Annotated in this window: 19 protein-coding genes and 5 tRNA genes; 7 read left to right on the top strand and 17 right to left on the bottom strand. The window is 65.9% G+C overall.

Annotated elements, in window-relative coordinates; genetic code table 11:
• Positions 1-6: 6 nt before the first annotated feature.
• The 10 genes from ACVWZN_RS01580 to ACVWZN_RS01535 form a co-directional block, all read right to left on the bottom strand.
• A complete protein-coding gene (locus ACVWZN_RS01580; protein ID WP_027082590.1) occupies positions 7-279 on the bottom strand; it encodes an HU family DNA-binding protein in 273 nt (90 codons plus the stop codon).
• Positions 280-495: 216 nt separating this feature from the next.
• Complete coding sequence (gene lon / locus ACVWZN_RS01575; RefSeq protein WP_456952330.1) at positions 496-2925, bottom strand: endopeptidase La; 2430 nt, start codon at positions 2923-2925, stop codon at positions 496-498.
• A gap of 339 nt (positions 2926-3264) precedes the next feature.
• The gene (gene clpX / locus ACVWZN_RS01570; RefSeq protein WP_027082589.1) at positions 3265-4554 is read right to left on the bottom strand and encodes an ATP-dependent Clp protease ATP-binding subunit ClpX; all 1290 of its coding nucleotides are present in this window, start codon (positions 4552-4554) and stop codon (positions 3265-3267) included.
• Positions 4555-4705: 151 nt separating this feature from the next.
• Complete coding sequence (gene clpP, locus ACVWZN_RS01565; protein WP_027082588.1) at positions 4706-5332, bottom strand: ATP-dependent Clp endopeptidase proteolytic subunit ClpP; 627 nt, start codon at positions 5330-5332, stop codon at positions 4706-4708.
• 72 nt (positions 5333-5404) lie between these two features.
• The gene (tig, locus tag ACVWZN_RS01560; RefSeq protein ID WP_456952329.1) at positions 5405-6703 is read right to left on the bottom strand and encodes a trigger factor; all 1299 of its coding nucleotides are present in this window, start codon (positions 6701-6703) and stop codon (positions 5405-5407) included.
• A 296-nt stretch (positions 6704-6999) separates the two neighbouring features.
• Positions 7000-7084 (bottom strand) — tRNA-Leu (locus ACVWZN_RS01555).
• Between the two features lie 60 nt (positions 7085-7144).
• Positions 7145-7220, bottom strand: a tRNA-Lys gene (locus ACVWZN_RS01550).
• A gap of 52 nt (positions 7221-7272) precedes the next feature.
• Positions 7273-7349: transfer RNA gene (locus tag ACVWZN_RS01545), tRNA-His, on the bottom strand.
• Positions 7350-7456: 107 nt separating this feature from the next.
• Positions 7457-7533 (bottom strand) — tRNA-Arg (locus ACVWZN_RS01540).
• Positions 7534-7572: 39 nt separating this feature from the next.
• Positions 7573-7649, bottom strand: a tRNA-Pro gene (locus ACVWZN_RS01535).
• 129 nt (positions 7650-7778) lie between these two features.
• On the opposite strand from ACVWZN_RS01535, the gene ACVWZN_RS01530 reads away from it, so the two are divergent.
• Entirely contained in the window at positions 7779-8534 is a 756-nt protein-coding gene (locus tag ACVWZN_RS01530) for a Bax inhibitor-1/YccA family protein (RefSeq protein WP_456952328.1), read from the top strand.
• Positions 8535-8598: 64 nt separating this feature from the next.
• On the opposite strand, the gene ACVWZN_RS01525 is transcribed toward ACVWZN_RS01530, so the two are convergent.
• From ACVWZN_RS01525 to grxC, 3 genes are all read right to left on the bottom strand, one after another.
• The gene (locus ACVWZN_RS01525; protein WP_456952327.1) at positions 8599-9606 is read right to left on the bottom strand and encodes an isocitrate dehydrogenase; all 1008 of its coding nucleotides are present in this window, start codon (positions 9604-9606) and stop codon (positions 8599-8601) included.
• A gap of 121 nt (positions 9607-9727) precedes the next feature.
• Entirely contained in the window at positions 9728-10117 is a 390-nt protein-coding gene (locus ACVWZN_RS01520; RefSeq protein WP_456952326.1) for a carboxymuconolactone decarboxylase family protein, read from the bottom strand.
• Positions 10114-10380, bottom strand: a complete 267-nt coding sequence (gene grxC, locus ACVWZN_RS01515; RefSeq protein ID WP_456952325.1) for a glutaredoxin 3 — start codon at positions 10378-10380, stop codon at positions 10114-10116. Before grxC ends, ACVWZN_RS01520 begins: the two co-directional genes overlap by 4 nt.
• Positions 10381-10584: 204 nt before the next feature.
• Between grxC and ACVWZN_RS01510 the strand changes: the two genes are divergently transcribed.
• From ACVWZN_RS01510 to ppx, 5 genes are all read left to right on the top strand, one after another.
• Complete coding sequence (locus ACVWZN_RS01510) at positions 10585-12159, top strand: M48 family metalloprotease (protein WP_456952324.1); 1575 nt, start codon at positions 10585-10587, stop codon at positions 12157-12159.
• 71 nt (positions 12160-12230) lie between these two features.
• Entirely contained in the window at positions 12231-12938 is a 708-nt protein-coding gene (gene phoB / locus ACVWZN_RS01505) for a phosphate regulon transcriptional regulator PhoB (protein ID WP_027082581.1), read from the top strand.
• Positions 12939-13003: 65 nt separating this feature from the next.
• The gene (gene phoR / locus ACVWZN_RS01500) at positions 13004-14338 is read left to right on the top strand and encodes a phosphate regulon sensor histidine kinase PhoR (RefSeq protein WP_456952323.1); all 1335 of its coding nucleotides are present in this window, start codon (positions 13004-13006) and stop codon (positions 14336-14338) included.
• Positions 14335-16413: a polyphosphate kinase 1 gene (ppk1, locus tag ACVWZN_RS01495; RefSeq protein ID WP_456952322.1), complete on the top strand. Its 2079-nt coding sequence runs from the start codon at positions 14335-14337 to the stop codon at positions 16411-16413. Before phoR ends, ppk1 begins: the two co-directional genes overlap by 4 nt.
• Positions 16414-16420: 7 nt before the next feature.
• Positions 16421-17950 carry an exopolyphosphatase gene (gene ppx / locus ACVWZN_RS01490; RefSeq protein ID WP_456952321.1) on the top strand — a complete coding sequence of 510 codons (1530 nt, stop codon included), beginning with the start codon at positions 16421-16423 and terminating at the stop codon, positions 17948-17950.
• Between the two features lie 41 nt (positions 17951-17991).
• Here the strand turns inward: ppx and creD are convergent, their stop codons facing one another.
• From creD to creB, 3 genes are read right to left on the bottom strand one after another with little or no spacing between them, the layout of a single operon-like run.
• A complete protein-coding gene (gene creD, locus ACVWZN_RS01485; RefSeq protein WP_456952320.1) occupies positions 17992-19377 on the bottom strand; it encodes a cell envelope integrity protein CreD in 1386 nt (461 codons plus the stop codon).
• 43 nt (positions 19378-19420) lie between these two features.
• Complete coding sequence (creC, locus tag ACVWZN_RS01480; RefSeq protein WP_456952319.1) at positions 19421-20848, bottom strand: two-component system sensor histidine kinase CreC; 1428 nt, start codon at positions 20846-20848, stop codon at positions 19421-19423.
• Between the two features lies 1 nt (position 20849).
• Positions 20850-21512: a two-component system response regulator CreB gene (creB, locus tag ACVWZN_RS01475; RefSeq protein WP_456952318.1), complete on the bottom strand. Its 663-nt coding sequence runs from the start codon at positions 21510-21512 to the stop codon at positions 20850-20852.
• Positions 21513-21570: 58 nt separating this feature from the next.
• Between creB and ACVWZN_RS01470 the strand changes: the two genes are divergently transcribed.
• On the top strand, positions 21571-22437 hold the full coding sequence (locus ACVWZN_RS01470) for a 23S rRNA (adenine(2030)-N(6))-methyltransferase RlmJ (RefSeq protein WP_456952317.1): 867 nt from the start codon (positions 21571-21573) through the stop codon (positions 22435-22437).
• Here the strand turns inward: ACVWZN_RS01470 and ACVWZN_RS01465 are convergent, their stop codons facing one another.
• Entirely contained in the window at positions 22438-23367 is a 930-nt protein-coding gene (locus ACVWZN_RS01465; protein ID WP_456952316.1) for a cation diffusion facilitator family transporter, read from the bottom strand.
• Positions 23368-23410 lie beyond the last annotated feature (43 nt).

The raw sequence follows: 23410 nt of genomic DNA, 5'->3' as shown, positions 1-23410 counted from the left end.
AGCTGTTTAGTTTACAGCGTCCTTAAGGGCCTTGCCAGCCTTGAACGCGGGATTCTTCGAAGCGTCGATCTTGATCGTCTCACCCGTCTTCGGGTTGCGACCCTGACGCGCAGCACGCGCGCGTACTTCGAACGTGCCGAAGCCAACGAGGGTCACGGTGTCGCCCTTCTTGAGGGTCTTGGTGATGACGCTGACCATCGCATCGACGGCATTCGCAGCTTCCGTGCGCGACAGTTCGGCGGCGTCAGCGACGGCCGCAACAAAATCGGCTTTGTTCATTCTTCTACTCCGTGGGCGGCGCGAAGCCGCAGATGTACTGAGAACCGGACAAACCCCTGACCGGCAGAGTCCCCTGTTCGACCTTGCCGCGATGCCCTTCACCGGGCCATGACGCGGACGGCGCTCGTTATACCAGCGCGCTCGCGACAGGCGCAAGCCGGAAAGCCAATAACGACGCGGCTTTCCGGCTATGTGCGCATGTCCGTTACGTATGTCTCAGTGCGTTATTTCCACGGGCGTCGACGCGACGGGCGGCTCGAGCACGGGCATTTCTTCCGGCGTCGGCGTAGGCGCCGCAGCGGGCGTTACCGGATGCTCCAGCGCGACGTCGAGCACTTCCTCGATCCACTTCACCGGAACAATGCGTAGGCCCTTGGTGACCGACTTCGGCATGTCGACGAGATCCTTCTTGTTCTCGTCGGGAATGATCACGGTCTTGATGCCACCGCGCAGCGCGGCGAGCAGCTTCTCGCGAAGTCCACCGATCGGCAGCACGCGACCGCGCAGCGTGATCTCGCCCGTCATCGCGACATCCGCCTTGATCGGATTGCGCGTGAGCAGCGACACCAGTGCAGTGACCATCGCGATACCGGCGGAAGGACCGTCCTTCGGCACCGCACCTTCCGGCACGTGGACGTGCAGGTCGTGCTTGGTCAGGAAGTCGATGTCGATGCCGAGGCGTTCCGCACGACCGCGCACCACCGACAACGCTGCCGACGCCGATTCCTTCATCACGTCGCCGAGCTGACCAGTGAGCAGCATCGCGCCCTTGCCCGGCGCCAGCGCGGCTTCGATCTGCATCAGGTCACCACCGACCTGCGTCCACGCAAGGCCCGTCACCAGACCGACTTCGCTCTGCTCTTCCGCACGGCCGAAGTCGAACTGCTGCACGCCGAGATACTTCTCGAGGTTCTTGGTGTTGATCAGCATCGGGCCCTTGCGGACCTTCGCGCCTGCGAGCGCAACTTCCTTGACGACCTTGCGGCACATCTTGGCGATTTGTCGCTCGAGGTTTCGCACGCCCGATTCGCGCGTGTAGTAGCGCACGGTGTCACGCAGCGCGTCCTCGGTGACCTTGATCTCGTCGTCGCGAAGACCGTTCGCCTTGATCTGCTTGGGCAGCAGGTAACGCTCGGCGATGTTGAGCTTCTCCTCTTCCGTGTAACCCGGAATGCGGATGACTTCCATGCGATCGAGCAGCGGACCCGGAATGTTGAGCGAGTTCGACGTCGCAACGAACATCACTTCCGACAGATCGAGATCGACTTCGAGGTAGTGATCGTTGAACGCGCTGTTCTGCTCGGGATCGAGCACTTCGAGCAACGCGGCCGACGGATCGCCACGGAAGTCCATGGCCATCTTGTCGATTTCGTCGAGCACGAACAGCGGATTCTTGCTGCCGACCTTGTTGAGGTTCTGCACGATGCGACCCGGCATCGAACCGACGTACGTGCGGCGATGGCCACGGATCTCGGCTTCGTCGCGCACGCCGCCGAGCGACATGCGCACGAACTTGCGATTCGTCGCCTTCGCGATGGACTGACCGAGCGACGTCTTGCCGACGCCGGGCGGACCGACGAGGCAGAGAATCGGGCCGCGCATCTTCTGCACGCGTGTCTGCACCGCGAGGTATTCGAGGATGCGTTCCTTGACCTTCTCGAGGCCGAAGTGATCGGCGTCGAGCACTTCCTGCGCGGCCTTGAGTTCCTTGCGCACCTTCGTGCGCTTCTTCCACGGCACGCCGAGCAGCCAGTCGAGATAGTTGCGTACGACGGCGGATTCCGCCGACATCGGCGACATCTGCTTCAGCTTGTTGAGCTCGGCCTTCGCCTTCGCCTCGACATCCTTCGGCATGCCCGCTTCCGCGATCTTCCGCGTCAGCTCATCGATATCGTTCGGCGCATCGTCCAGCTCACCCAGTTCCTTCTGGATCGCCTTCATCTGCTCGTTGAGGTAGTACTCGCGCTGGCTGCGTTCCATCTGCGACTTCACGCGGCCACGGATGCGCTTTTCCAGCTGCTGCACGTCGATTTCGCCGTCGACGAAGCCGACCAGCATTTCCAGCCGCGCGCCGATGCCGTTGGCTTCGAGCAGTCGCTGCTTCTCGGAAATACGCACGGACAGATGCGCGGCAATAGTGTCGGCCAAGCGGCCCGGCTCATCGATGCCCGACAGCGTCTGCATCAGCTCCGGCGGCAGCTTGCGGTTCGACTTCACGTACTGCTCGAACAGGCCGAGCAACGTGCGCGTCACCGCTTCGACTTCGCGTTCGTCCCGATCCTGATCGGGCTCGACCACGCGCGCGCGGCCAAGCAGCGCGCCGTTACGCTCGCTCACCTTGTCGACGCGTGCACGCGACACGCCTTCGACCAGCACCTTGATCGTGCCGTCCGGAAGCTTCAGCAACTGCAGCACATGCGCGAGCGTGCCGACCGAATACAGGTCGCTTCCCGACGGGTCATCGACATCCGCGGACTTCTGCGCGACCAGCAGGATCCGCTTGTCGGACTCCATCGCGTAGTCCAGCGCGCGGATCGACTTCTCGCGCCCGACGAACAGCGGGATGACCATGTGCGGAAAGACCACGACGTCGCGGAGCGGCAGGACCGCCAGGTCCAGGTTCTCGCGGGCGGTGGATTCGGTCATTGAAAGTGCTCCCGGGGTCATGGCGCTGGCCAGCATGAGACCGGCGCCGAAAAAGGTGCGTGGAGGAGGATCACGCTTACGCCCTTAATGGGGCTCGACAGGGGTGTTGCAAGCGTCATACCACGCTGCGACGCGCCGCAAGTCGCTGATTCGTGAGGGCGATCGCCCAGCGGCCGCGACTTTCCGACAACGCGTTTGCGCGACGCGATTCGGCCGAACCATCTTCACGCGCATGCGTCTCTGACGTTACGACCGCGCGATCTGCGCGGATGCGGCCGCCAGAACGCGAACGGGCGACCCAGTGGGCCGCCCGTCCGTTTACTTCTGCTGCCGGTCCGGTCACTCGCCGGACGCGGCCTTCGCCTGCGGCGCGGGCGGCGTCTGGTAGATCAGGTACGGCTCGGCCTTGTGCTCGATCACCGTCTCGTCGACGACGACCTTGCTGACGTTTTCCTGCGACGGCAGGTCGTACATCGTGTCCAGCAACACCTGCTCGACGATCGTACGCAGGCCGCGCGCGCCGGTCTTGCGCTTGAGCGCCTTCTTCGCGATCGCCGACAGCGCGTCCGCACGGAACTCGAGCTCGACGCCTTCCATCTCGAACAGCTTCTTGAACTGCTTGGTGATGGCGTTCTTGGGCTCGGTGAGGATCTTCACCAGCGCAGGCTCGTCGAGCTCCTCGAGCGTCGCGATCACCGGCAGGCGACCGACGAACTCGGGGATCAGGCCGAACTTGATCAGGTCTTCCGGCTCGACTTCCGCCAGCACCTTGCCGATCTCGGCCTTGCGCTCCGAACTCTTCACCTTCGCGCCGAAACCGATGCCGCTGGAGTCGGTGCTGCGCTGCTGGATGATCTTGTCGAGGCCGGCGAACGCACCACCCACGATGAAGAGGATGTTGCGCGTGTCGACCTGCAGGAACTCCTGCTGCGGGTGCTTGCGGCCGCCCTGCGGCGGCACGCTGGCGACGGTGCCTTCGATGAGCTTCAGCAGCGCCTGCTGCACGCCCTCACCCGACACGTCGCGCGTGATCGACGGGTTGTCCGACTTGCGCGAGATCTTGTCGATCTCATCGATGTAGACGATGCCCTGCTGCGCCTTCTCGACGTCGTAGTCGCACTTCTGCAGCAGCTTCTGGATGATGTTCTCGACGTCCTCGCCGACGTAGCCGGCTTCGGTCAGCGTCGTCGCATCGGCCATGGTGAACGGCACATTGAGCAGTCGCGCGAGCGTCTCGGCGAGCAGCGTCTTGCCGGAGCCCGTCGGGCCGACCAGCAGGATGTTCGACTTCGCAAGCTCGACGTCGTCGTTGCGCTGACGGCTCTCGATACGCTTGTAGTGGTTGTAGACCGCGACGGCGAGCGTGCGCTTGGCGCGCGACTGCCCGATCACGTACTGGTCGAGGACGTCGAGGATCTCCTTGGGCTTCGGAAGATGGCTGCGCGTGGACTGCGCCTTCTCCTGGAGCTCCTCGCGGATGATGTCGTTGCACAGTTCGACGCATTCATCGCAGATGAACACGCTCGGGCCGGCGATGAGCTTGCGCACCTCGTGCTGGCTCTTTCCGCAGAACGAGCAGTAGAGGATCTTGCTGCTTTCGCCCGTGCGGCCCTGTCGGTCGTCGCTCATGTTCTGCCTGGCTTACTCGGAATAGCAGTGTGGAGCCACACCGCTGAATGGCGGCCCGAGGATAGCACAGCGTCCCGAGGCCCTTGGGGGCCCGGGACACCGGCATTTCCGGGGGATGTGAAGGCGGTCCGCATGCGTTGCGGACGAGTCCTCAGCTTGCTTGGATCGATTCGTCCGGACGACGCTCGAGCACCTGGTCGACCAGGCCGTATTCCTTCGACGCCTGGGCGCTCTTGAAGTTGTCACGCTCGGTGTCGCGGGCGATCGTCTCGATCGGCTGGCCGGTGTGCTTGGCCAGGATCTCGTTGAGGCGCTGGCGCAGGGTCAGGATCTCGCGGGCATGGATGTCGATGTCCGACGCCTGGCCCTGGAAGCCGCCCAGCGGCTGGTGGATCATCACGCGGGAGTTCGGCAGCGCGAAACGCTTGCCCGCCGCACCCGATGCCAGCAGCAGCGCGCCCATCGAGGCCGCCTGGCCGACGCAGATCGTGCTCACGTCCGGCTTGATGTACTGCATGGTGTCGTAGATCGCCATGCCGGCGGTGACCACGCCACCCGGCGAGTTGATGTAGAGGTTGATGTCCTTCTCGGGGTTTTCGGCCTCGAGGAAGAGCATCTGCGCCACGATCACGTTCGCCATGTGGTCGTCGATCGGGCCGACGAGGAAGATCACGCGCTCCTTGAGCAGGCGCGAATAGATGTCGTACGCGCGCTCGCCGCGACTGGTCTGTTCGACCACCATCGGCACGAGATTCAGGGCGTGGGGGCGATTGTCCATGGGTGCGTCGATCTCTCAACTATGTGTTCGGTCCGGCCAAGGGTGGGGCCGGCCGGACCGCGACACAAGGCCTTACTGGCGGATCGCGTCCGCAAAACTCAGGGACTGTTCCGTGTGTTGGGCGCGTTCTGCGATCCAGTCGATCACCTGCTCTTCCATCACGCGGTTCTGAAGGCTCTGCATCAGGTTCTGATCATTGCGGTAGAGCTCGATGACCTGCTGCGGCTCTTCGTACGTGGACGCGATCAGACGCATCGTCTCGTTGACGCGGCGCGGGTCGAGGCGGAGCTCGTTGCGACGCGCGATCTCGCCGACGAGCAGGCCGACCAGCACGCGCTTGCGCGCCGGATCCTGCACCTGCGCGATCAGCTCGTCATTGAGCTCAGCCGGCTGGCCCTGACGACGCGCGTTGTCGACCGCCTGCGCGGCGATGGCGCGGGCTTCGTTCTCGACCAGGCGCGGCGGAAGCTCGAGGTGCTCATACGCCGCGATCAGCTGGTCGCCGACCTCGCGACGCAGACGATTCATCAGTGCGCCCTTGAGCTCGCGCTCGAGGTTGCTGCGGATCTCGGTGCGGAAATGTTCCGGGTCGCCGCTCTTCACGCCGAAGCTCTTGATGAAGTCGGCATCGATCTCGGGCATCACCGCTTCGGCGACGCGGTCGACCGAAACGTTGACCTGCACGGTGCGACCGGCGAACTCGGCAACGCGCCAGTCGGCCGGGAAATCGACGTCGAACGCCTTGTTCTCGCCGGCGCGCATGCCGGTGAGCTGCTGCTCGATCGTCTCGAACATCATGCCCGAGCCGATCACGTCGGCGCCGTGCTCGACGCCTTCGGCCGGCACGCGCTCCTCGCCGGCCTGCGACCAGGTCTGGAACTCGACGAGGTCACCGGTGAGCGCGCCGCGCTCGACGTTCTGCCAGGTGCGGCGCTGCAGGCGCAGGTTCTCGATCATCGTGTCGATGTCGACGTCGCTGACCTCAGCGGTGTGACGCAGCACGTTGAGCTTGGTCACGTCGATGTCGCCGAAGTCCGGCACGACTTCGAAGTTGGCGACGAACGCGATCTTGCCGTCGTCATCGGTGGACGGCTCGATGCGCGGCTGGCCGGCGATCTGCAGCTGGTTGTCGCGCACCGCATTGCGGAAGCTGTCGCCGAGCATGCCGTCGAGGATTTCGGAGCGGACCTGCGAGCCGTAGCGCTGCTCGATCACCTTCGCCGGCACCTTGCCCGGGCGGAAGCCCTTGAGCTTGGCCGTGCGCGCGATTTCGCGGAGGCGAGCCTCGACCGCCGAGTCGAGCTGGTCGGCCGGGAGGCTGAGGGTCATGCGGCGCTCGAGGTTGCCGACGGATTCGACCGAAACTTGCATATCCACTCCTGCGACCGCGGCTCCGCCACGGCACGTATCTGACTGACCATTCGGGACGACAGGCGGGATCGCCGGCCGTCAAGGTAAGAACGGGATAGTTTGGCGGATCGGGCGGGGGCGCGCCAGCTGGCGTGTTTTACGACGGGCGCGGCAGACCAGACCGTGCGGCCGCGCATCGCGCGACGGACGCCACGTGCACAGTCTCCGGCAAGGACGCACTCGGCAATCTGGGAAGCGAGTGCCGTCCCGCGCCAGCGCGCCTTGGGTTGAGCCGCGACCTGAAACTCCTCGCGGGCTGGTGCGAAAGGCGGGACTCGAACCCGCACGCCTTGCGGCGCTGGAACCTAAATCCAGTGCGTCTACCAATTCCGCCACTTTCGCGCATGCGGCAAGGCTCGCCGCAAAAGAAAAAAGCACCCGGCGAACCGGGTGCTTTCAAGATGGTGGGCCGTCAAGGATTCGAACCTTGGACCTATTGATTAAGAGTCAACTGCTCTACCAACTGAGCTAACGGCCCGCACTGCAATTTTAACAGCTATCGCGAAAAAGACACAACCGCGACAACGAAATGGGGTGGCTGAGGGGACTCGAACCCCCGACATCTGGAATCACAATCCAGTACTCTAACCAGCTGAGCTACAGCCACCGTAGAACGTGTGGCGCGCCGTCGAACTGCAACGGCACACCGGCAAATCAGTATCGCATCGCGCGGCGTGTTTCGTTCCCGCCAGCGCTCCGAATTTCATTACTGCGTGGCGCGCCCGGCAGGAATCGAACCTGCAACCACCGGCTTAGAAGGCCGGTGCTCTATCCGGTTGAGCTACGGGCGCGTATCCCGAGCGGTACCGTCTGCAGGCCCGGAGGCCGGATGGTCGGGGCAGAGGGATTCGAACCCCCGACCCTCTGGTCCCAAACCAGATGCGCTACCAGACTGCGCTATGCCCCGGCCGGACCTTCCGTCGCGCGCCAGCGCAGCGAAAGGCTGAGCATTCTCGACGGGCACCCCGCCGCTGTCAATGCGCGGAAGGCGTCGCGACGCGGGCTATCCTCGTGCTTTCCATCACAGGGCTCCACCATGCGAAGCGGCAATCCCGCACTGCAATCGTCGGCATTCCTCGACATCGCATCCGGCAGCGTGGTCAGCTCGCCCGCCGAGCGCATGACCCTGAACGGAACGGTCAACCGCACGGCACTGCTGCTGGTGCTCACGCTCGGTGCCGCGCTGTATCCGTGGACGCAGCTCTTCGCATCACCGACGACATTCAACCCGATGCCATTCGTGCTCGGCGGCTCGCTGGGAGGATTCGTGGTCGCCATGGTCACGATCTTCCGCAAGCAGTGGTCGCCAGTGACGGCGCCGATGTACGCGCTGCTCGAAGGCCTGTTCATCGGCGCGATCTCCGCCGTGTTCGAGCAGCGCTACCCGGGCATTGTGATCCAGGCGGTCGGGCTGACGTTCGCGACGCTCGCGGCGTTGCTCGTGGCGTACCGAAGCGGACTGATCCGCGCGACGGAGAACTTCAAGCTCGGCGTCGTCGCGGCGACCGGCGGTATCGCGCTGCTCTACCTCATCAACATGGGAATGCGACTGTTCGGTTTCTCGGGCATGGGGTTCATCCACGACAGCGGCACGGTCGGAATCATCTTTTCGCTGTTCGTCGTCGTGGTCGCCGCGCTCAATCTGGTCATGGACTTCGACTTCATCGAACAGGGCGTCGAGCAGGGCGCGCCCAAGTACATGGAGTGGTACGGCGCGTTCGGCCTGCTCGTGACGCTGGTGTGGCTGTACCTCGAAATGCTGCGACTGCTGTCGAAGTTGTCGCGACGCTGACATCGCGCGCGACGAAACAAAAAAAGGCCGCCCGAAGGCGGCCTTTTTCATACGCGACACCGAATCACAGGCGACGCGTGATCGCCTCGGCGAACGTGGTCGTCGTGCCGGTGCCACCGAGATCCGGCGTCAGCGAATCCTTGGCTTCCAGCGTCGCGACGATCGCCTTGCGCAGGCGCTCCGCGTCCTCGACCTTGCCGAGATGATCGAGCATCTGCGCGGCGCCCAGCAGCAGTGCGCACGGGTTCGCCTTGCCCTGCCCCGCGATGTCCGGCGCGGTGCCGTGCACGGCTTCGAAGATCGCCGCGTCGGTGCCGATGTTCGCACCCGGCGCGAGGCCGAGACCGCCGACCAGGCCGGCGCACAGATCCGAAATGATGTCGCCGAACAGGTTCGTGGTCACGATCACATCGAACTGCTCCGGCTTCATGACCAGCTGCATGCAGCAGTTGTCCACGATCATCTCGTTGCATTCGATGTCGGTGTATTCCTGCGCGACGATGCGGGCGGTCTTGAGGAACAGGCCCGACGTCGACTTCAGGATGTTCGCCTTGTGCACCACCGTGACCTTCTTGCGGCCGGTGCGACGCGCGAGTTCGAACGCGTAGCGCACGATGCGCTCGGAACCGCGGCGCGTGACCTTCTGCGTGAGCAGCGCGGTTTCGCCATCTTCCGACACCGACTGGCCCTCGCCGATGTAGGCACCCTCGGTGTTCTCGCGAACCGTGATCAGGTTGACGCCGCTGCCGAAGCGCGACTTGGTGTTCGGGAACGAGATCGCCGGGCGCACGTTCGCGTACAGGTCGAAGCGCTTGCGCAGCTCGACATTGATCGAGCTGAAGCCTTCGCCGACCGGGGTGGTCAGCGGGCTCTTGAGGGCGATGCGGTTGCGATGGATCGACTCCATCGTCGCGGCGGGCAGGAGCTCGCCGGTCTTCTCGTAGGCGACGAGGCCGGCGTCGGCGAACTCGTACGTCAGCCCGAGGTTCATCGAATCGAGAACCTTGAGCGTGGCATCCATGATTTCCGGGCCGATGCCGTCGCCGCGGATGACCGTGATCGTTTGCGTCATTTCTGATTTCCGGGAAATGGCGGCCGAACGTGGCTGTACGGCGCCGAATTGAGCCGCCCATTATGCCGAAGGCCCGGGTTCAAAGCCCGGGCCCTCGTCGCATACGGCCGCTCGGGGCGGCTCAACCGTGGTCGTGCACCGCCGGCGCGGCCTCGCCCTGCTCCAGCCGATCGAGGAAATCGACGGCGCGACGCAGGTGCGGAATGACGATCGATCCACCGACCACCAGGCCGACCGAGAACGTCTCGAACATCTCATCGCGGGTGACGCCGGCTTCCTTGCATTGCGCGACGTGGTAGCTGATGCAGTCGTCGCAGCGCAGCACCATCGACGCGACCAGGCCCAGCAGCTCCTTGGTCTTCACGTCGAGCGCGCCGGCCTGGTAGGTCTGCGTGTCGAGCGCGAAGAATCGGCGCACGACCTGGTTCGGCTCGGCGAGGATGCGTTCGTTCATGCGCTTGCGGAACGCGGTGAACTCGGCGACGCGGTCCTTCTCGGTCGGCGCGCTCATGCGCGGCCTTCCAGCAACGGCTCGAGCCCGCCCTTACGATGCAGCGCGATCATGTCGTCGTAGCCGCCGACGTGGGTGTCATTGATGAAGATCTGCGGCACGCTGGTGCGCCCGGTGGTCGACATCATCTTCTGGCGCTGGGCCGGGTCGGTGTCAACGCGCACTTCCGTCCAGGTCTGGCCCTTGCTCTGCAGGAAGTTCTTCGCGGCCACGCAGTAGGGGCAGACCGCGGTGGTGTAAATGACGATGTTGGCGCTGCTCAAAACGGCTCTCCTGCAGGAATCGCGGAGGACTATGGACGCCGCGACGGGCCATTTCCACCCCTCGCGGTGGAACACAGCGATGGAACGATCCAGCGGCGGCGGGGTCCAACATCCCGCTTAACAGACGATTCACGCCTGACGGCCGCCGTCGCGGCATCCTCGCGATGCGCGGCGGCACCGTCGCGCGCCCATGGGGAATTCCGCTTGCGTCGCATCTCGCTCCTGTCTGCCGCCCTGGTCGCCGTCCTCGGCCTCGCTCCCGTGCATGCACAGGAGACACGCCTGCCCGACATCGGCTCGTCAGCGGGCGAACTCATCACGCCCGCGCAGGAGGAGTACTACGGCGCGATGACGCTCGCGCAGCTGCGCCACATGGACTACGTGCTGGAAGACCCGCTGATCGACAGCTGGCTCGACACGCTGGGCCATCGGCTTGCGGGCGCCAGCGACGACACCAAACGCCACTACACCTTCTTCATGCTGCGCGAGCGGCAGATCAATGCGTTCGCGACACTGGGCGGCTACGTCGCGGTGAACTCGGGACTGGTGCTCGCTGCCGATCGCGAAGACGAAGTCGCCAGCGTGCTCGCGCACGAGATCTCGCACATCACGCAGCAGCACGTGCTGCGCGCGGTCGAGAAGCAGAAGCAGGACCAGCTGCCGACGCTGCTGGCGATGCTCGGCGCGATCGTCGTCGCGCAGCAGGCACACGGCAATTCGTCGGGCGATGCGAGCCAGGCCGCTGTCGTCGCTGCGATGGGCCTGGCCCAACAGCGCGCGATCAACTTCACCCGCGCCAGCGAAGCCGAGGCCGATCGCGTCGGCATGCAGGTGCTCGCGCGCAGCCATTTCGATCCGCGCGGTATGGCGGACTTCTTCGAGAAACTGCAAACCCGTTCACGCACCAACGAAGCCAGCGCTTACGGCGACGAATCGCCCGACTACCTGCGCAGCCACCCGGTCACGCTGTCGCGCATTACCGAAGCGAAGGACCGCGCCGAGCGACTGCGCACGCAGCCGAACTACGGCGGCACGTTCACCACCGACAACCCGCTTCTTCCCGGCGGCCTGCATGTCGACGCCAGCACCGGCACCGGCCCGACCGGCCTCTTCGACTACGCACGCGAGCGCCTGCGCGTCATGAGCGCGGACACGCCGGCACAGGCGATGCGCGAATACGAGGGCGTGCGTCATGCGCGCGCGCTGACGGTGCCCGAGCAGTACGGCCTTGCCGTCGCGCATCTGCAGGCGGGCCAGGCGAAGGCCGCGTTGCCGCTGCTGACCAGCGTTGCTGACCAGCGCCCAGCGGACATATGGCCGCAACTCGCGCTCGGCGAGGCGGAAGCCGCGACCGGCAATTCGACATTGGCCGACGCCCGCTTCGAGGCGCTGGTGAAAAAAGCGCCAACCAGCCGCGCAATCGTTTTGACGTACGCCAAGGTGCTGGCCGAACGCGGCAGCGCGACTGCCGGCAAGCGCGCCCAGGCAATCCTTCGACCGCTGATGCCGACGCTGTCGGACGATCCGCTGTTCCAGCGCACCTTCGCGCGCGCCAGCGAACTCGCCGGCGATCCCGTCCGCGCGGGCGAAGCGCATGCAGAAGCGGCATACCTGAGCGGTCGGCCAGAGCTCGCGCTGGCACAGCTGAACAACCTGAAGAAGCGCGGCGACCTCGACTACTACGCGCGTTCTCGCATCGACGCCCGGATCGCGGAGATCACGCCGACCGTGCTCGAGCTCAAGCGGCAGGGCATCCGCGACGAGGACCTCAGGCGCTGACGTTCCGCACTGTCATGGACGTGTAACCAAACGGTAGTGTAGTGCGGTCATCCGAGGGACCCGGTGGCCGAATGCACAAGCGCATCCTGATCGTCGAAGACGAACCCGCGATCCGGGACATGGTCGCGTTCGCCCTGCGCAAGGGCGAATTCGACCCCGTGCATGCCGGTGACGCGCGCCAGGCGCAGGAGGCCATCGCCGACCGCGTGCCCGACCTGATCCTGCTCGACTGGATGCTTCCAGGCACCAGCGGACTCGACCTCGCCCGTCGCTGGCGCCGCGAAACGCTGACCCGCGAAGTGCCGATCATCATGCTCACCGCGCGCGGCGAGGAGAACGATCGCGTGGGCGGACTCGAAGCCGGCGTCGATGATTACGTCGTCAAACCGTTTTCCGCGCGCGAACTGCTCGCACGCATCCGCGCCGTGCTTCGCCGCACGCGCGAGGACGACGAGGACGGCTCCATCGCGGTCGGCTCGCTTCGCATCGACGGTGCGGCGCATCGCGTAATCGCGCGTTCCGACGCCGGCGACCAGCCGGTACAGATCGGCCCGACCGAATACCGCCTGCTGCACTTCTTCATGACGCATCCCGATCGCGTGTATTCGCGGTCGCAATTGCTCGACCACGTCTGGGGCGGCTCGGTCTACGTCGAGGAACGCACGATCGACGTGCACATCCGCCGCCTGCGCAAGACGCTCGAGCCCTATCTGCTCGACGGCATGGTGCAGACGGTGCGCGGCGCGGGTTACCGGTTCTCCGCCTCGCCCGAAATCTGAGTACCGCGGTCTTGGCAACGTATTCCGCGGCCGGGCGGCGGCCGCTGCCGTTTAGACTGCTCGGCATGACGTCCAGCGCCCGATCCGCCTGGTTGCGCACGCTCGGACTGGTCGCGATCCCGACCGGCGCGGGCCTGCTGTGCGGCGCGATCGCGCATCACCCGGCGGCGGGACTCGCGATCGGCGCAATGGTCGCGATCGCCTGGCAGATGTGGCGCATCGCGGGCCTCGTCGCACGCCTGACGGACGGCCGCCATGCGCGACCCGATGCGTCAGCCGACATCTACGGCGAAATCGAACGCCTGCTGCACGGTCGACAGGCGAGCGCGCGCGTTCGCAAGCGTCGCCTGGTCGGCATGCTGCGCGCATACCGCGCCGCCGCGACGGTTCTGCCGGATGCGGTGATCGTGGTCGAACGCGATACGCAGCGCGTCGTGTGGTTCAACGAGGCCGGCACGACGCTGCTCGGTCTGTGCTACCCGTCCGACGTCGATCGATCCATCGTCGAGAGCCTGCCCGCGTTGCCGCTCGCGTCGTGGCTGGCGCGCGGCCGGCACGCCGAGCCGCTCGAGGTCGCATCACCGCTCAACGCGAACGTGACGCTGAGCCTGCGCCTGCTGCCCTACTCCGACGAGCTGTGGCTGCTGGTCGCGCGCGACGTCAGCCGCCTGCTGCAGCTCGAACAGGTGCGCCGCGACTTCGTCGCCAATGTGTCGCACGAACTGCGCACGCCCCTGACAGTGCTTCACGGTTACCTCGACATGCTCGACCCGGCCGACCAGCCGGAATGGGCGCCGATGGTCGCGGAGATGCAGCGGCAGTCGTCGCGCATGACGCAGCTGGTCGAAGACCTGCTCACGCTGTCGCGCCTTGAATCGCGCGACGAGCTGCCATCGGAAGAAGTCGTGCCGATGGCTGGCATGCTCGCTGCGTTGCGGCGTGAAGCGCTGGCGATCGGACAGTCGCGGCATGAGATCGAAGTCGACGATCGTGCGGAGGTCGACCTGTACGGTTCGCCGAAGGAACTGCACAGCGCGTTTTCCAACCTCGTGGCGAATGCGGTGCGCTACACACCGGCTGGCGGTCGCATTCGTATCGGCTGGGAACTCGAACGTGACGCCGACGGCGGGACCGACGTGATGCTCTCGGTCACCGACAGCGGCTACGGTATCCCGGCCGCGCACCTGCCCCGCATCACCGAACGCTTCTACCGGGTTTCGACCAGCCGCTCGCGCGAGAGCGGTGGAACCGGGCTCGGCCTGTCCATCGTCAAACACGTGCTCCACCTGCACCAGGCGCGGCTCGACATCCGCAGCGAAGTCGGCGTGGGCAGCACGTTTTCCTGTCATTTCGGCGCGGCGCGCGTGCGCGATCGGCAGCCCTTGGAGCAGATCGCATGAATGCCGAAACCGACGTCTCCGAGGAGCTCCTCCGCGATCCGTCGCTGTACTTCAACCGCGAGTTGTCGCAGCTCGACTTCAACTTCCGCGTGCTCGCGCAGGCGCAGGACGACTCGGTGCCGCTGCTCGAACGCCTGCGTTACCTGTGCATCAGCTGCACCAATCTCGACGAGTTCTTCGAGATCCGTGCGGGCACGCTGCAGCATGCGCAGGAACTCGGCCTCGCTGCAGGTCCCGACGGCCTGGTGCCGTCCGCGACGCTTGCGCGCATCCACGAGCGCGCCGCCGACCTCGTCAAATCGCAGTACGAATGCTGGAACGACGTGCTGCGTCCGCAGCTCGCCAACGCGGGCGTTCGCGTACTGCATCGCGATGCATGGACGGACGAGCAGACCGCATGGCTGCGCGCGCATTTCCGCGACGAGATCCTTCCGGTGCTGTCGCCGCTTGGCCTCGACCCCGCGCACCCGTTCCCGAAGATCCTCAACAAGTCGCTGAACATCGTGGTCGTGCTCGACGGCCGCGATGCCTTCGGTCGCGCCGGTCACCTCGCGATCGTGCGTGCACCGCGTTCGCTGCCGCGCATCATCCAGTTGCCCGAAGGCGTCTCAGGCGGGCCGACGGACTTCGTGTTCCTGTCGGCGATGCTGTCCGCGTTCGTCGACGAACTGTTCCCCGGTATGACGGTGAAGGGCGCGTACCAGTTCCGCGTGACGCGCAATTCGGAACTGCTGGTCGACGAGGAAGAAGTCGAGAATCTTGCGTTGGCGTTGCGCGACGAGCTGCTCGGTCGCGGCTATATGCGTGCGGTGCGTCTGGAGATCGCCGAGCAGTGCCCCGACGACATCGTCGGCCTGCTGCTGCAGAACTTCGAACTCGACGCGTCCGCGGTCTATCGCATCAACGGGCCGGTGAATCTCAATCGTGCGATCCAGGTGTACGACCTGGTGCGCCGGCCCGACCTCAAGTTCCCGCCGTTCACGCCGCGCATGTTGCCGGGTGTGGAATCGATGTTCGAGACCATTGCCGAGCACGACGTGGTGCTGCACCACCCGTTCGATGCATTCACGCCCGTGCTCGAACTGCTGCGGCAGGCGGCGGAAGATCCGAACGTGCTCGCGATCAAGCAGACGCTGTATCGCGCCGGCAAGGATTCGCAGATCGTCGAGCACCTGATCCAGGCGGCGCGCGCCGGCAAGGACGTCACGGTGGTCGTCGAACTGCGTGCACGGTTCGACGAGGAAGCGAACCTCGGGCTCGCCGACCGCCTGCAGGCCGCGGGCGTGCAGGTGGTGTACGGCGTCGTCGGTTACAAGACGCACGCGAAGATGATGCTGATCGTGCGGCGCGAAGGCCGGACGCTGATGCGCTACGTGCATCTGGGCACCGGCAACTACCACCCGGGCACCGCGCGTGCATACACGGACATCGGTCTCCTGACGGCGGACGCCGACATTGGGCACGACGTGCACCTGATGTTCCAGCAGATCTCGGGCCTTGCGCCGTCGCTGGAACTGCGCCGCATGCTGCAGGCGCCGTTTACGCTGCACAGCGGCATGCTGATGCGCATCGAACGCGAGGCGCGCAACGCACGTGCGGGCAAGCCGGCGCGAATCATCGCCAAGATGAACGCGCTCAACGAGCCGCAGGTGATCCGCGAGCTGTACAAGGCCTCGCAGGCGGGCGTACGCATCGACCTGATCGTGCGTGGCGCGTGTTCGCTGCGTCCCGGCGTGCCCGGTGTGTCGGACAACATCCATGTGCGTTCGATCGTCGGGCGCTTCCTCGAACATTCGCGCGTCTACTGGTTCGAGAACGGCGGCGAGCCAGAGCTTCTCTGCGGCAGCGCGGACTGGTTGGAACGCAACCTGCTGCGTCGAGTGGAAACGGGTTTCGTGATCGTGGACCCGCGCGTCGCGCGCCGCGTGTACGCCGAAGCGCTCGAGAACTACCTCGCCGACAACTGCAACGCCTGGGAACTGCAGGCCGACGGTCGCTACGAACGCGTGGTGCCGGCCGAAGGCGAGGCGCCGTATTCCGCGCAGGCCAAATTGCTGACGAAGTTCTGCGGCTGATGCGGTGATGAACGGACTGCTTCATACCGCGCGACTTCCGCTGCAGGACGGCGACCTGCTCGCGGCCGTGGACCTGGGCTCCAACAGCTTCCACATGGTCGTAGCGAGTTACGTGCTCGGGCAGCTGCGCATCGTCGATCGCATCAAGGAAACCGTACGGCTAGCCGAAGGCCTGGATTCCGCGGGCGGGCTGTCGGCGCCGGTGCGCGAACGCGCGCTCGAATGCCTCGCGCGTTTCGGTCAGCGCCTGCGCGACATTCCGCCGCAGCATGTGCGCGCGATCGCGACGAACACCGTGCGACGCCTCGCGATGCCGCAAGCGTTCCTGGCGCCCGCGGAAAGCGCACTCGGCCACCCGATCGAAGTGGTCGCAGGCCGCGAAGAGGCGCGACTGATCTATCTGGGTGTCGCGCACGAACAGCCGCCGAAGTCCGGCCATCTGCGCCTTGTGATCGACATCGGTGGCGGCTCGACCGAATTCATCATCGGCAGCGGTTTCGAGGCGATCGAGCGCGAGAGCGTGCAGGTCGGCGCGATCGCCACCACGCGGCGGTTCTTCAGCGACGGTAAGCTCTCGCGCAAGGCTTGGCGTGCGGGTGTTGCGGCGGTGAGCGCGGAGCTGCAGCAATTCGCCGGCACGTATCGCTCGCTGGGCTGGGACGAGGCGTTGGGCTCATCGGGCACGGCGCGCGCGATCGGCGAGATCTGCGCCGCGATGAAGCTCACCAAGGGTGCAATCACCGCCGAAGCCTTGCCGCTGGTGCGCGACCGCATGCTGCAGGCCGAGCGCATCGAAGACATCCAGTTGCCCGGGCTGTCGCCCGATCGTCAATCGATCATCGCGGGCGGCCTGCTGGTGATGGAAGCGACGTTCGACGCGCTGGCACTCACGCGCGTCGCCGTCAGCAAGGCCGCGATGCGCGAAGGCATCTTGTACGACATGATCGGCCGCGGCGGGCTCGATGATCCGCGCGAAGCGTCCGTGGTTGCGCTGATGGAGCGCTACGGCATCGACCGTGCGCAGGCGCAGCGCGTCGAGGACACGGCACTTCGCTTGTTCGACCAGGTCGCACGTGACTGGTCGCTCGACGACGACGACCGTCTGATGCTTGCGCGGGCCTCGCGCCTGCACGAACTTGGCCTCACCATCGCGCACAGCAAGTACCACCTGCACGGCGCATACGTAATCCAGAACTCGGACATCTCCGGCTTCTCGCAGCAGCAGCAGCAGTTCCTCGCCGCGCTGGTGCGCACCCATCGCCGTCGCCTGCACAAGAGCGATTTCGATGCCCTGCCCGACCGACTGCTCGCCTCCGCGCGCCGACTCGCTGCGCTGCTGCGTGTCGCGGTGGTGCTGCATCGCGGTCACGACCCCGAGCCGATTCCGCAGCTCGGCGCACGTGCCGAAGGCGATCTGCTGACGCTGGCCCTGTCGCGGCCGTGGTTCGACAGTCGCCCGCTGCTGAAGGCCGACGTCCGCACCGAACAGGATTACTTCGGCGGGCTCGGTATCGAGCTGGTGATCGATACGCTCTGACGAATAGGGCGCGACGATTCGTATCGTCGCGCCCGTTCGCATCAGGCAGTCCGCGCTGCGGGTGTACCGACGCGATACCAGTCCAGCCGACGCGTCGCGATCATGACGGCGGCGAGGATCGCGAACAGCAGTACCGACCCCATCACCAACGCGTTGTCTTCTGAAATCAGCAGCCCGTACAGCGCCGCGTACAGTAGCCCGAGCATCGCTGCGAACGCGGTGCCGCGTAGTGCGCTACGCAATGCTGCGCTGAGATAGAAGCCGATCAGTCCGATGCAGACCACACTGGCGACCGCGTATGCCGCCGGGAACGCAATGTGCTCACTGAGGCTGACCAGCAGCAGGAAGAAAATCACCAGTGCGAGGCCGACGAGTCCGTACTGGATCGGGTGGATCGGCAGCTGGCGGATCACTTCGAACATGAAGAAGCCGACGAAGGTGATCGCGACGAACAGCACGCCGTACTTCGTCGCGCGGTCGGCCATGGTGTAGGCATCAACGGGGTCGTCGAGCACGACGCCGACGGTTGCCGGAGCGGTGGCGTCAAGCACCGTGCCCGATGCGCCTCGTAGTGATGCAGCGCGTCCCGCGAGGTACTGGCGCTGCGCATCCGTCGCGATCGACGCGACCTGCCATTGCGCCTTGAAGCCCCCGTCGGAAACATCACTACGCCAAGGCGAGAGCCCCTGGAAGCTCGGATGCCGCCACGTCGAATGGATGTCGATGTTGTTGCGCTTGCCGACCGGCACGAACGCGATGGACTGCGTGCCCGCGAGCTGCACGTCCAGCCGCGACGTGAGCGAGAAATGCGCACCGGATGCCGGCACCGCGAGCGAGGCGTGCATGCCCGCGTCGTCGCGTGCACCCGCGCCCTCCTGCAGCGCGGCGTCCCGGCCGTCGATGCGCAGGCGCGGCGTGCCGTGCAGGCCGCGAACATCCGACAGGGCATAACCAAGCACCGGCACGCCGATGACGCGTTCGGCACCGGGCGATTCGGCCGGGATCTGCACGTCGAAGTCGCCGGTGATCGCCCCGTTCCATTCGTACACCGGCACGCGATACAGGCCACGACGGCGCGTCGTGGTCGCGAGTGCGCCGGCCGCATCAAGCCGCGCCGGGAAGAACGTCCACTCCGACGCCTGGCGCTTGCGCACGCTGCGAACGACACCGTCAGCTCCGGTCTCCTGGACGTCCACGGTCTCCGAATACGGCACCGTCAATACGGGCCCGATCACCGTCTGTGGTCCCGCGTACATGCGGCCGATATCCGTGACCGCCTGTTCGCGATAGCGCTGCCTTTCACCGATCAGCCCGTTGACCATCGCGAGCGGTATGAGAATCAGCAACGTCATCACCGCTACCAACACCAGCTTGAATCCGATGCGCATGTCGCCCATCCATATGAAGGTGCGACGAGGCTCGCGCATGCGCGTGCGCCGGCGATGGCCGGACGGTGAAGCGAAAATGAAGTCAGGCCGGAAGGTCTATGCGTGCTTCGGCGCCGCCACTATCGCGATTGCGGAGCGTGGCAGTGCCGCCGTGCAGGGCGGCAACCTCGGCAACGAAACAAAGTCCAAGGCCGCTGCTGCGGCTGGCCCCGCCCGGGCGCGGCAACGAGTAGAAGCGCTCGAAGACGCGGCTGGTCGCGTAGTCCGGAACGCCGGCGCCACGATCGAGAACTCGAAGTACGACGCCGCCGTCATCGTGTTCGGCCCGCAGCTCGATCGTGCTGTCGTCCGGCGCGAAATCCGATGCGTTCTCGATGAGGTTGGCGAGCGCCTGGCGCAGTAGGAACGCATCGCCTGCAGTTTGCGGAAGACCGGTCGCGATCGCCGCTTCGGCCGTCTGCCCACGCGCACGAAGCCGTTCGCGGCAGTCCGACAATGCGCCGTCGACCAGCGCGTTGATATCGACCGGCTGCGGCGATTCGATGCGCTGGCGATGTTCGACCGCTGCGAGCGCGAGCAGCTTGTCGATCATCTGCGCCATGCGATCGCTCTGCGCACGGATGCCGGCGGCGAACTGCGCACGGTCGGCGTCGGCCAGCGGTTGCTCGAGCAGCTCGGCGCTGGCGCGGATCGCCGCGAGCGGGCTCTTCATCTCGTGCGTCAGCGAGTGCACGTACTGCTCGACGTACTGCTTGCCTTCGAGCTTGGTGCGCATGGTTTCCAGCGCTTGGCCGAGTTCCGCGAATTCGCCGGCGGTCGAGGGGAGCGTCGCGCGCTCACCTTCCGTCACTGACTGCGCATAGCGACGCAGCAATCCGAGCTGTCGCGACAGCCACCACGCGGCGGCGAGCCCCGTCAGCAACGCGACGCCAAGCAGTACGGCGCCCCAGCGCGTGATGATGTTCTGGCTGCGATCGATGAACGGCTGCAGCGCGCGATTGGGTTTGGCGACGGTGAGCACGCCGATCAGCTGGCCGCTCGCGTCGCGCACCGGCGCGGCGACGTGCATCACCGTCGACAATTGATCCTTCGGATTCTCCGCAGTCGATCGCGCGCCGTACTGGCCGTGCAGCGTGCGATAGACATCGTTCCACTTCGAGTAGTCGCGCCCGATATCACGCCCCGTGCTGTCGAACACGACGATGCCGCGCGCGTCGGTCACGTACACGCGATACGTCGTAACGCGCTTCGGAAAGCCCCAGATCGCGGCGCCGGGGTCGCGCCCGTGCAGTGCGCGCACATGCTGCGCAAAGCGGCCATCCGCGATATGGCCCGCGGCGAGATCGTCAGCCGCTAGTTCAGCCAGCACGTTCGAGGTATCGACCAGCGTGTCTTCCATCGCCTGCCGCACGCCGGGCTTCACCTGCGCGACGAACACCTTCGTCAGCAGCAGGCCGGCGAGCGCGACGATCGCGAAGTAGCCAAGGAAGATCCGCAGCCCGATGCGCATGTCAGTCGACGTGCAGCGAGTAGCCGAGCCCGCGTTGCGTGCGGATCGGGTCGGCGTCCGGCTCGACGTCCCGCAGCTTCGCGCGCAGCGTCTTGATGTGCGTGTCGACGGTGCGATCGGTGCTGTCGCTGTCCGTGCCCCAGACGCGGTCCATCAGCTGCGCGCGGGTCAGGATCGCGCCGGGCCGCTGCAGCAGTGCGGCGAGCAGACCGTATTCGTAACGCGTCAGGTCCAGCGCGCGGCCACGCCAGGCGATGCGATGGCCTTCGGCGTCGTGCACGAATCCGCCGACCGGCGCCGCACCGCGGCTGCGTCGCAGCACCGCGCGAACCCGGGCGACGAGTTCGCGCGGCGAAAAGGGTTTGGCGACGTAGTCGTCGGCACCGATCTCGAAGCCGAGCACGCGATCGGCTTCGGCATCGCGCGCTGTGAGGAAGATCACCGGCAGGTCGCGGCCGCGGCGCAGTTCGCGGCAGAGCGCGAAGCCGCCGACGTCGGGCAGGCCGACATCGAGGATGGCGAGATCATGCGTGCCGGCCGCGGCAAGACGCAGCGCGTCCCCACCGGTCAGCGCGTGCTCGACATCGAAGCCGTCCTCGCGCAGCGCGAACTCAACGGTCCGCGCGATCGCGCTCTCGTCCTCGACCAGCAGGATCCGCCCCATGTGCCCCCTCCGATGCCGCCATCAGTGTGCCACCGTGTACCCGCGTACCCTATCCGGCATGAACTATCGCCACGCCTTCCATGCCGGCAACCACGCCGACGTCCTCAAGCACGCTGCGCTGCTCGCGCTCTGCGATGCCCTCGTCGCCAAGCCGGCGCCGCTATTCGCGATGGACACGCACGCCGGTCGCGGCATGTATTACCTCGATGCAGCGCAGGCCAAGCGCACGGGCGAGGCGTCGGGCGGCGTTGGTGGGGTCGATCGCCTGCAGCCGGGCACCGCGCCCTCACCGTTGCGGGCCTATGTCGACGCGATCACGGCCTGCCGCAATGCGCACGGCCCGAACGCCTACCCCGGCTCGCCGTGGCTTCTGGCGCATGCGCTGCGCGAGCAGGACCGCATCACCTGCTGCGAGCTGTTGCCTGAAGAAGCCGAAGCACTGAAAACCGCGATGGCGCCGGACGCACGCGTCGCCGTGCATGCGCGTGACGGCTACGGCGCGATGCATGCCCTGCTCCCGCCGCGCATCGGCAACGAACGCTTCGCTCGTGGACTGGTGCTGATCGACCCGCCGTTCGAAGCGCAGCTGCAGGAATTCGAGACGGCGCTGCGCGCGCTGCGCGATGCGATCGAGCGCTGGCCGCAGGGCACGTACGCGTTCTGGTACCCGATCAAGCAGCGACGCGCGTTGCAGCGCGCCTATCGCTCGATGGCGACGATCCCGGCGAAGTCGGTGATGCTCGCCGAGCTGCTTGTGCGACCCGACGACTCGCCGCTGCGCATGAACGGCAGCGGCCTGTTGCTGCTCAATGCGCCCTACCGCTTCGACCAGCGCATGCGCGAGCTGTTGCCTGTGCTCGCCGATGTGCTCGGCGAGCCGGCGGGTTCGGCTTGGCGCGTCGAATGGCTGAAAGCGCCGGCCTGATCAGTCGTTCGTCGCGACGCCGTTCCTGTCGACGAGGTCCGGCTCGAAGAAGCTCCAGCGCACCTCGGGAAACGCCACCTTCATCTCGCGCTCGACGGTGTTGATCGCGTGGACCATCGCCGTCGCGCTGCCGGCCTCGTGCATCTGCGCCTGCACCGACACTACTGCGTGATTGCCGAGCTGCACGGTGATGAGGTTGAGCACGCGCTCGATCTCGGGCCGCGCCTTCAGGAACTCGCAGAGCTGGGTTTCGCGCAGCGGATCCATGCTCTGACCGATCAGCATGGCCTTGATGCCGATGCCCACCATGATCGCGACCACGATCAGCAGCACGCCGATCGCGATGGTGCCCACGGCGTCCCAGATCGGATTTCCGGTGACCACCGACAGCATCACCGCGACCAGTGCGAGCACGAGGCCGGCGAGCGCCGCGAGATCTTCGCCGAAGATCACCAGCAGCTCGCCCTGACGCGTCTCGCGGAACCACTGGAACAGCGAACGGCCGCCGCGCGCCTTGTTCACTTCCTGCATGCAGGCACGCATCGAAATGCCTTCGGCGATCACGCCGAAGGTCAGCACGCCCGCCGCCCACCACCACTGCTTCAGCGGCTCGGGGCTCGACAGCTTGTGGATGCCCTCGTACAGCGAAAACATGCCACCGATGGTGAACAGCATCACCGCGACCAGGAACGACCAGAAGTAGATCGCCTTGCCATAGCCCAGCGGATAGTTCGGCGACGGCGGCTTCTGCGACTGGCGCACGCCGACCAGCAGCAGCACCTGGTTGCCGCAGTCGGCGAACGAATGCACGGTTTCGGCGAGCATCGCGCTCGAGCCCGTAAAGAACGCCGCCACGCCCTTCGCGATCGCAATCGCCAGGTTCGCGCCGAGCGCGAAGAAGATCGCGCGAGTGGAATCGCCGCCAGCCATGGATCGTCCTGTTTCGAATAGGCCGGCGAGTCTACCAATCGGC

Source organism: Lysobacter sp. HA35, from assembly GCF_054061195.1.
Note: the sequence above shows the minus strand (reverse complement) of the source record. Positions and strands in the feature narration are given on the sequence as shown.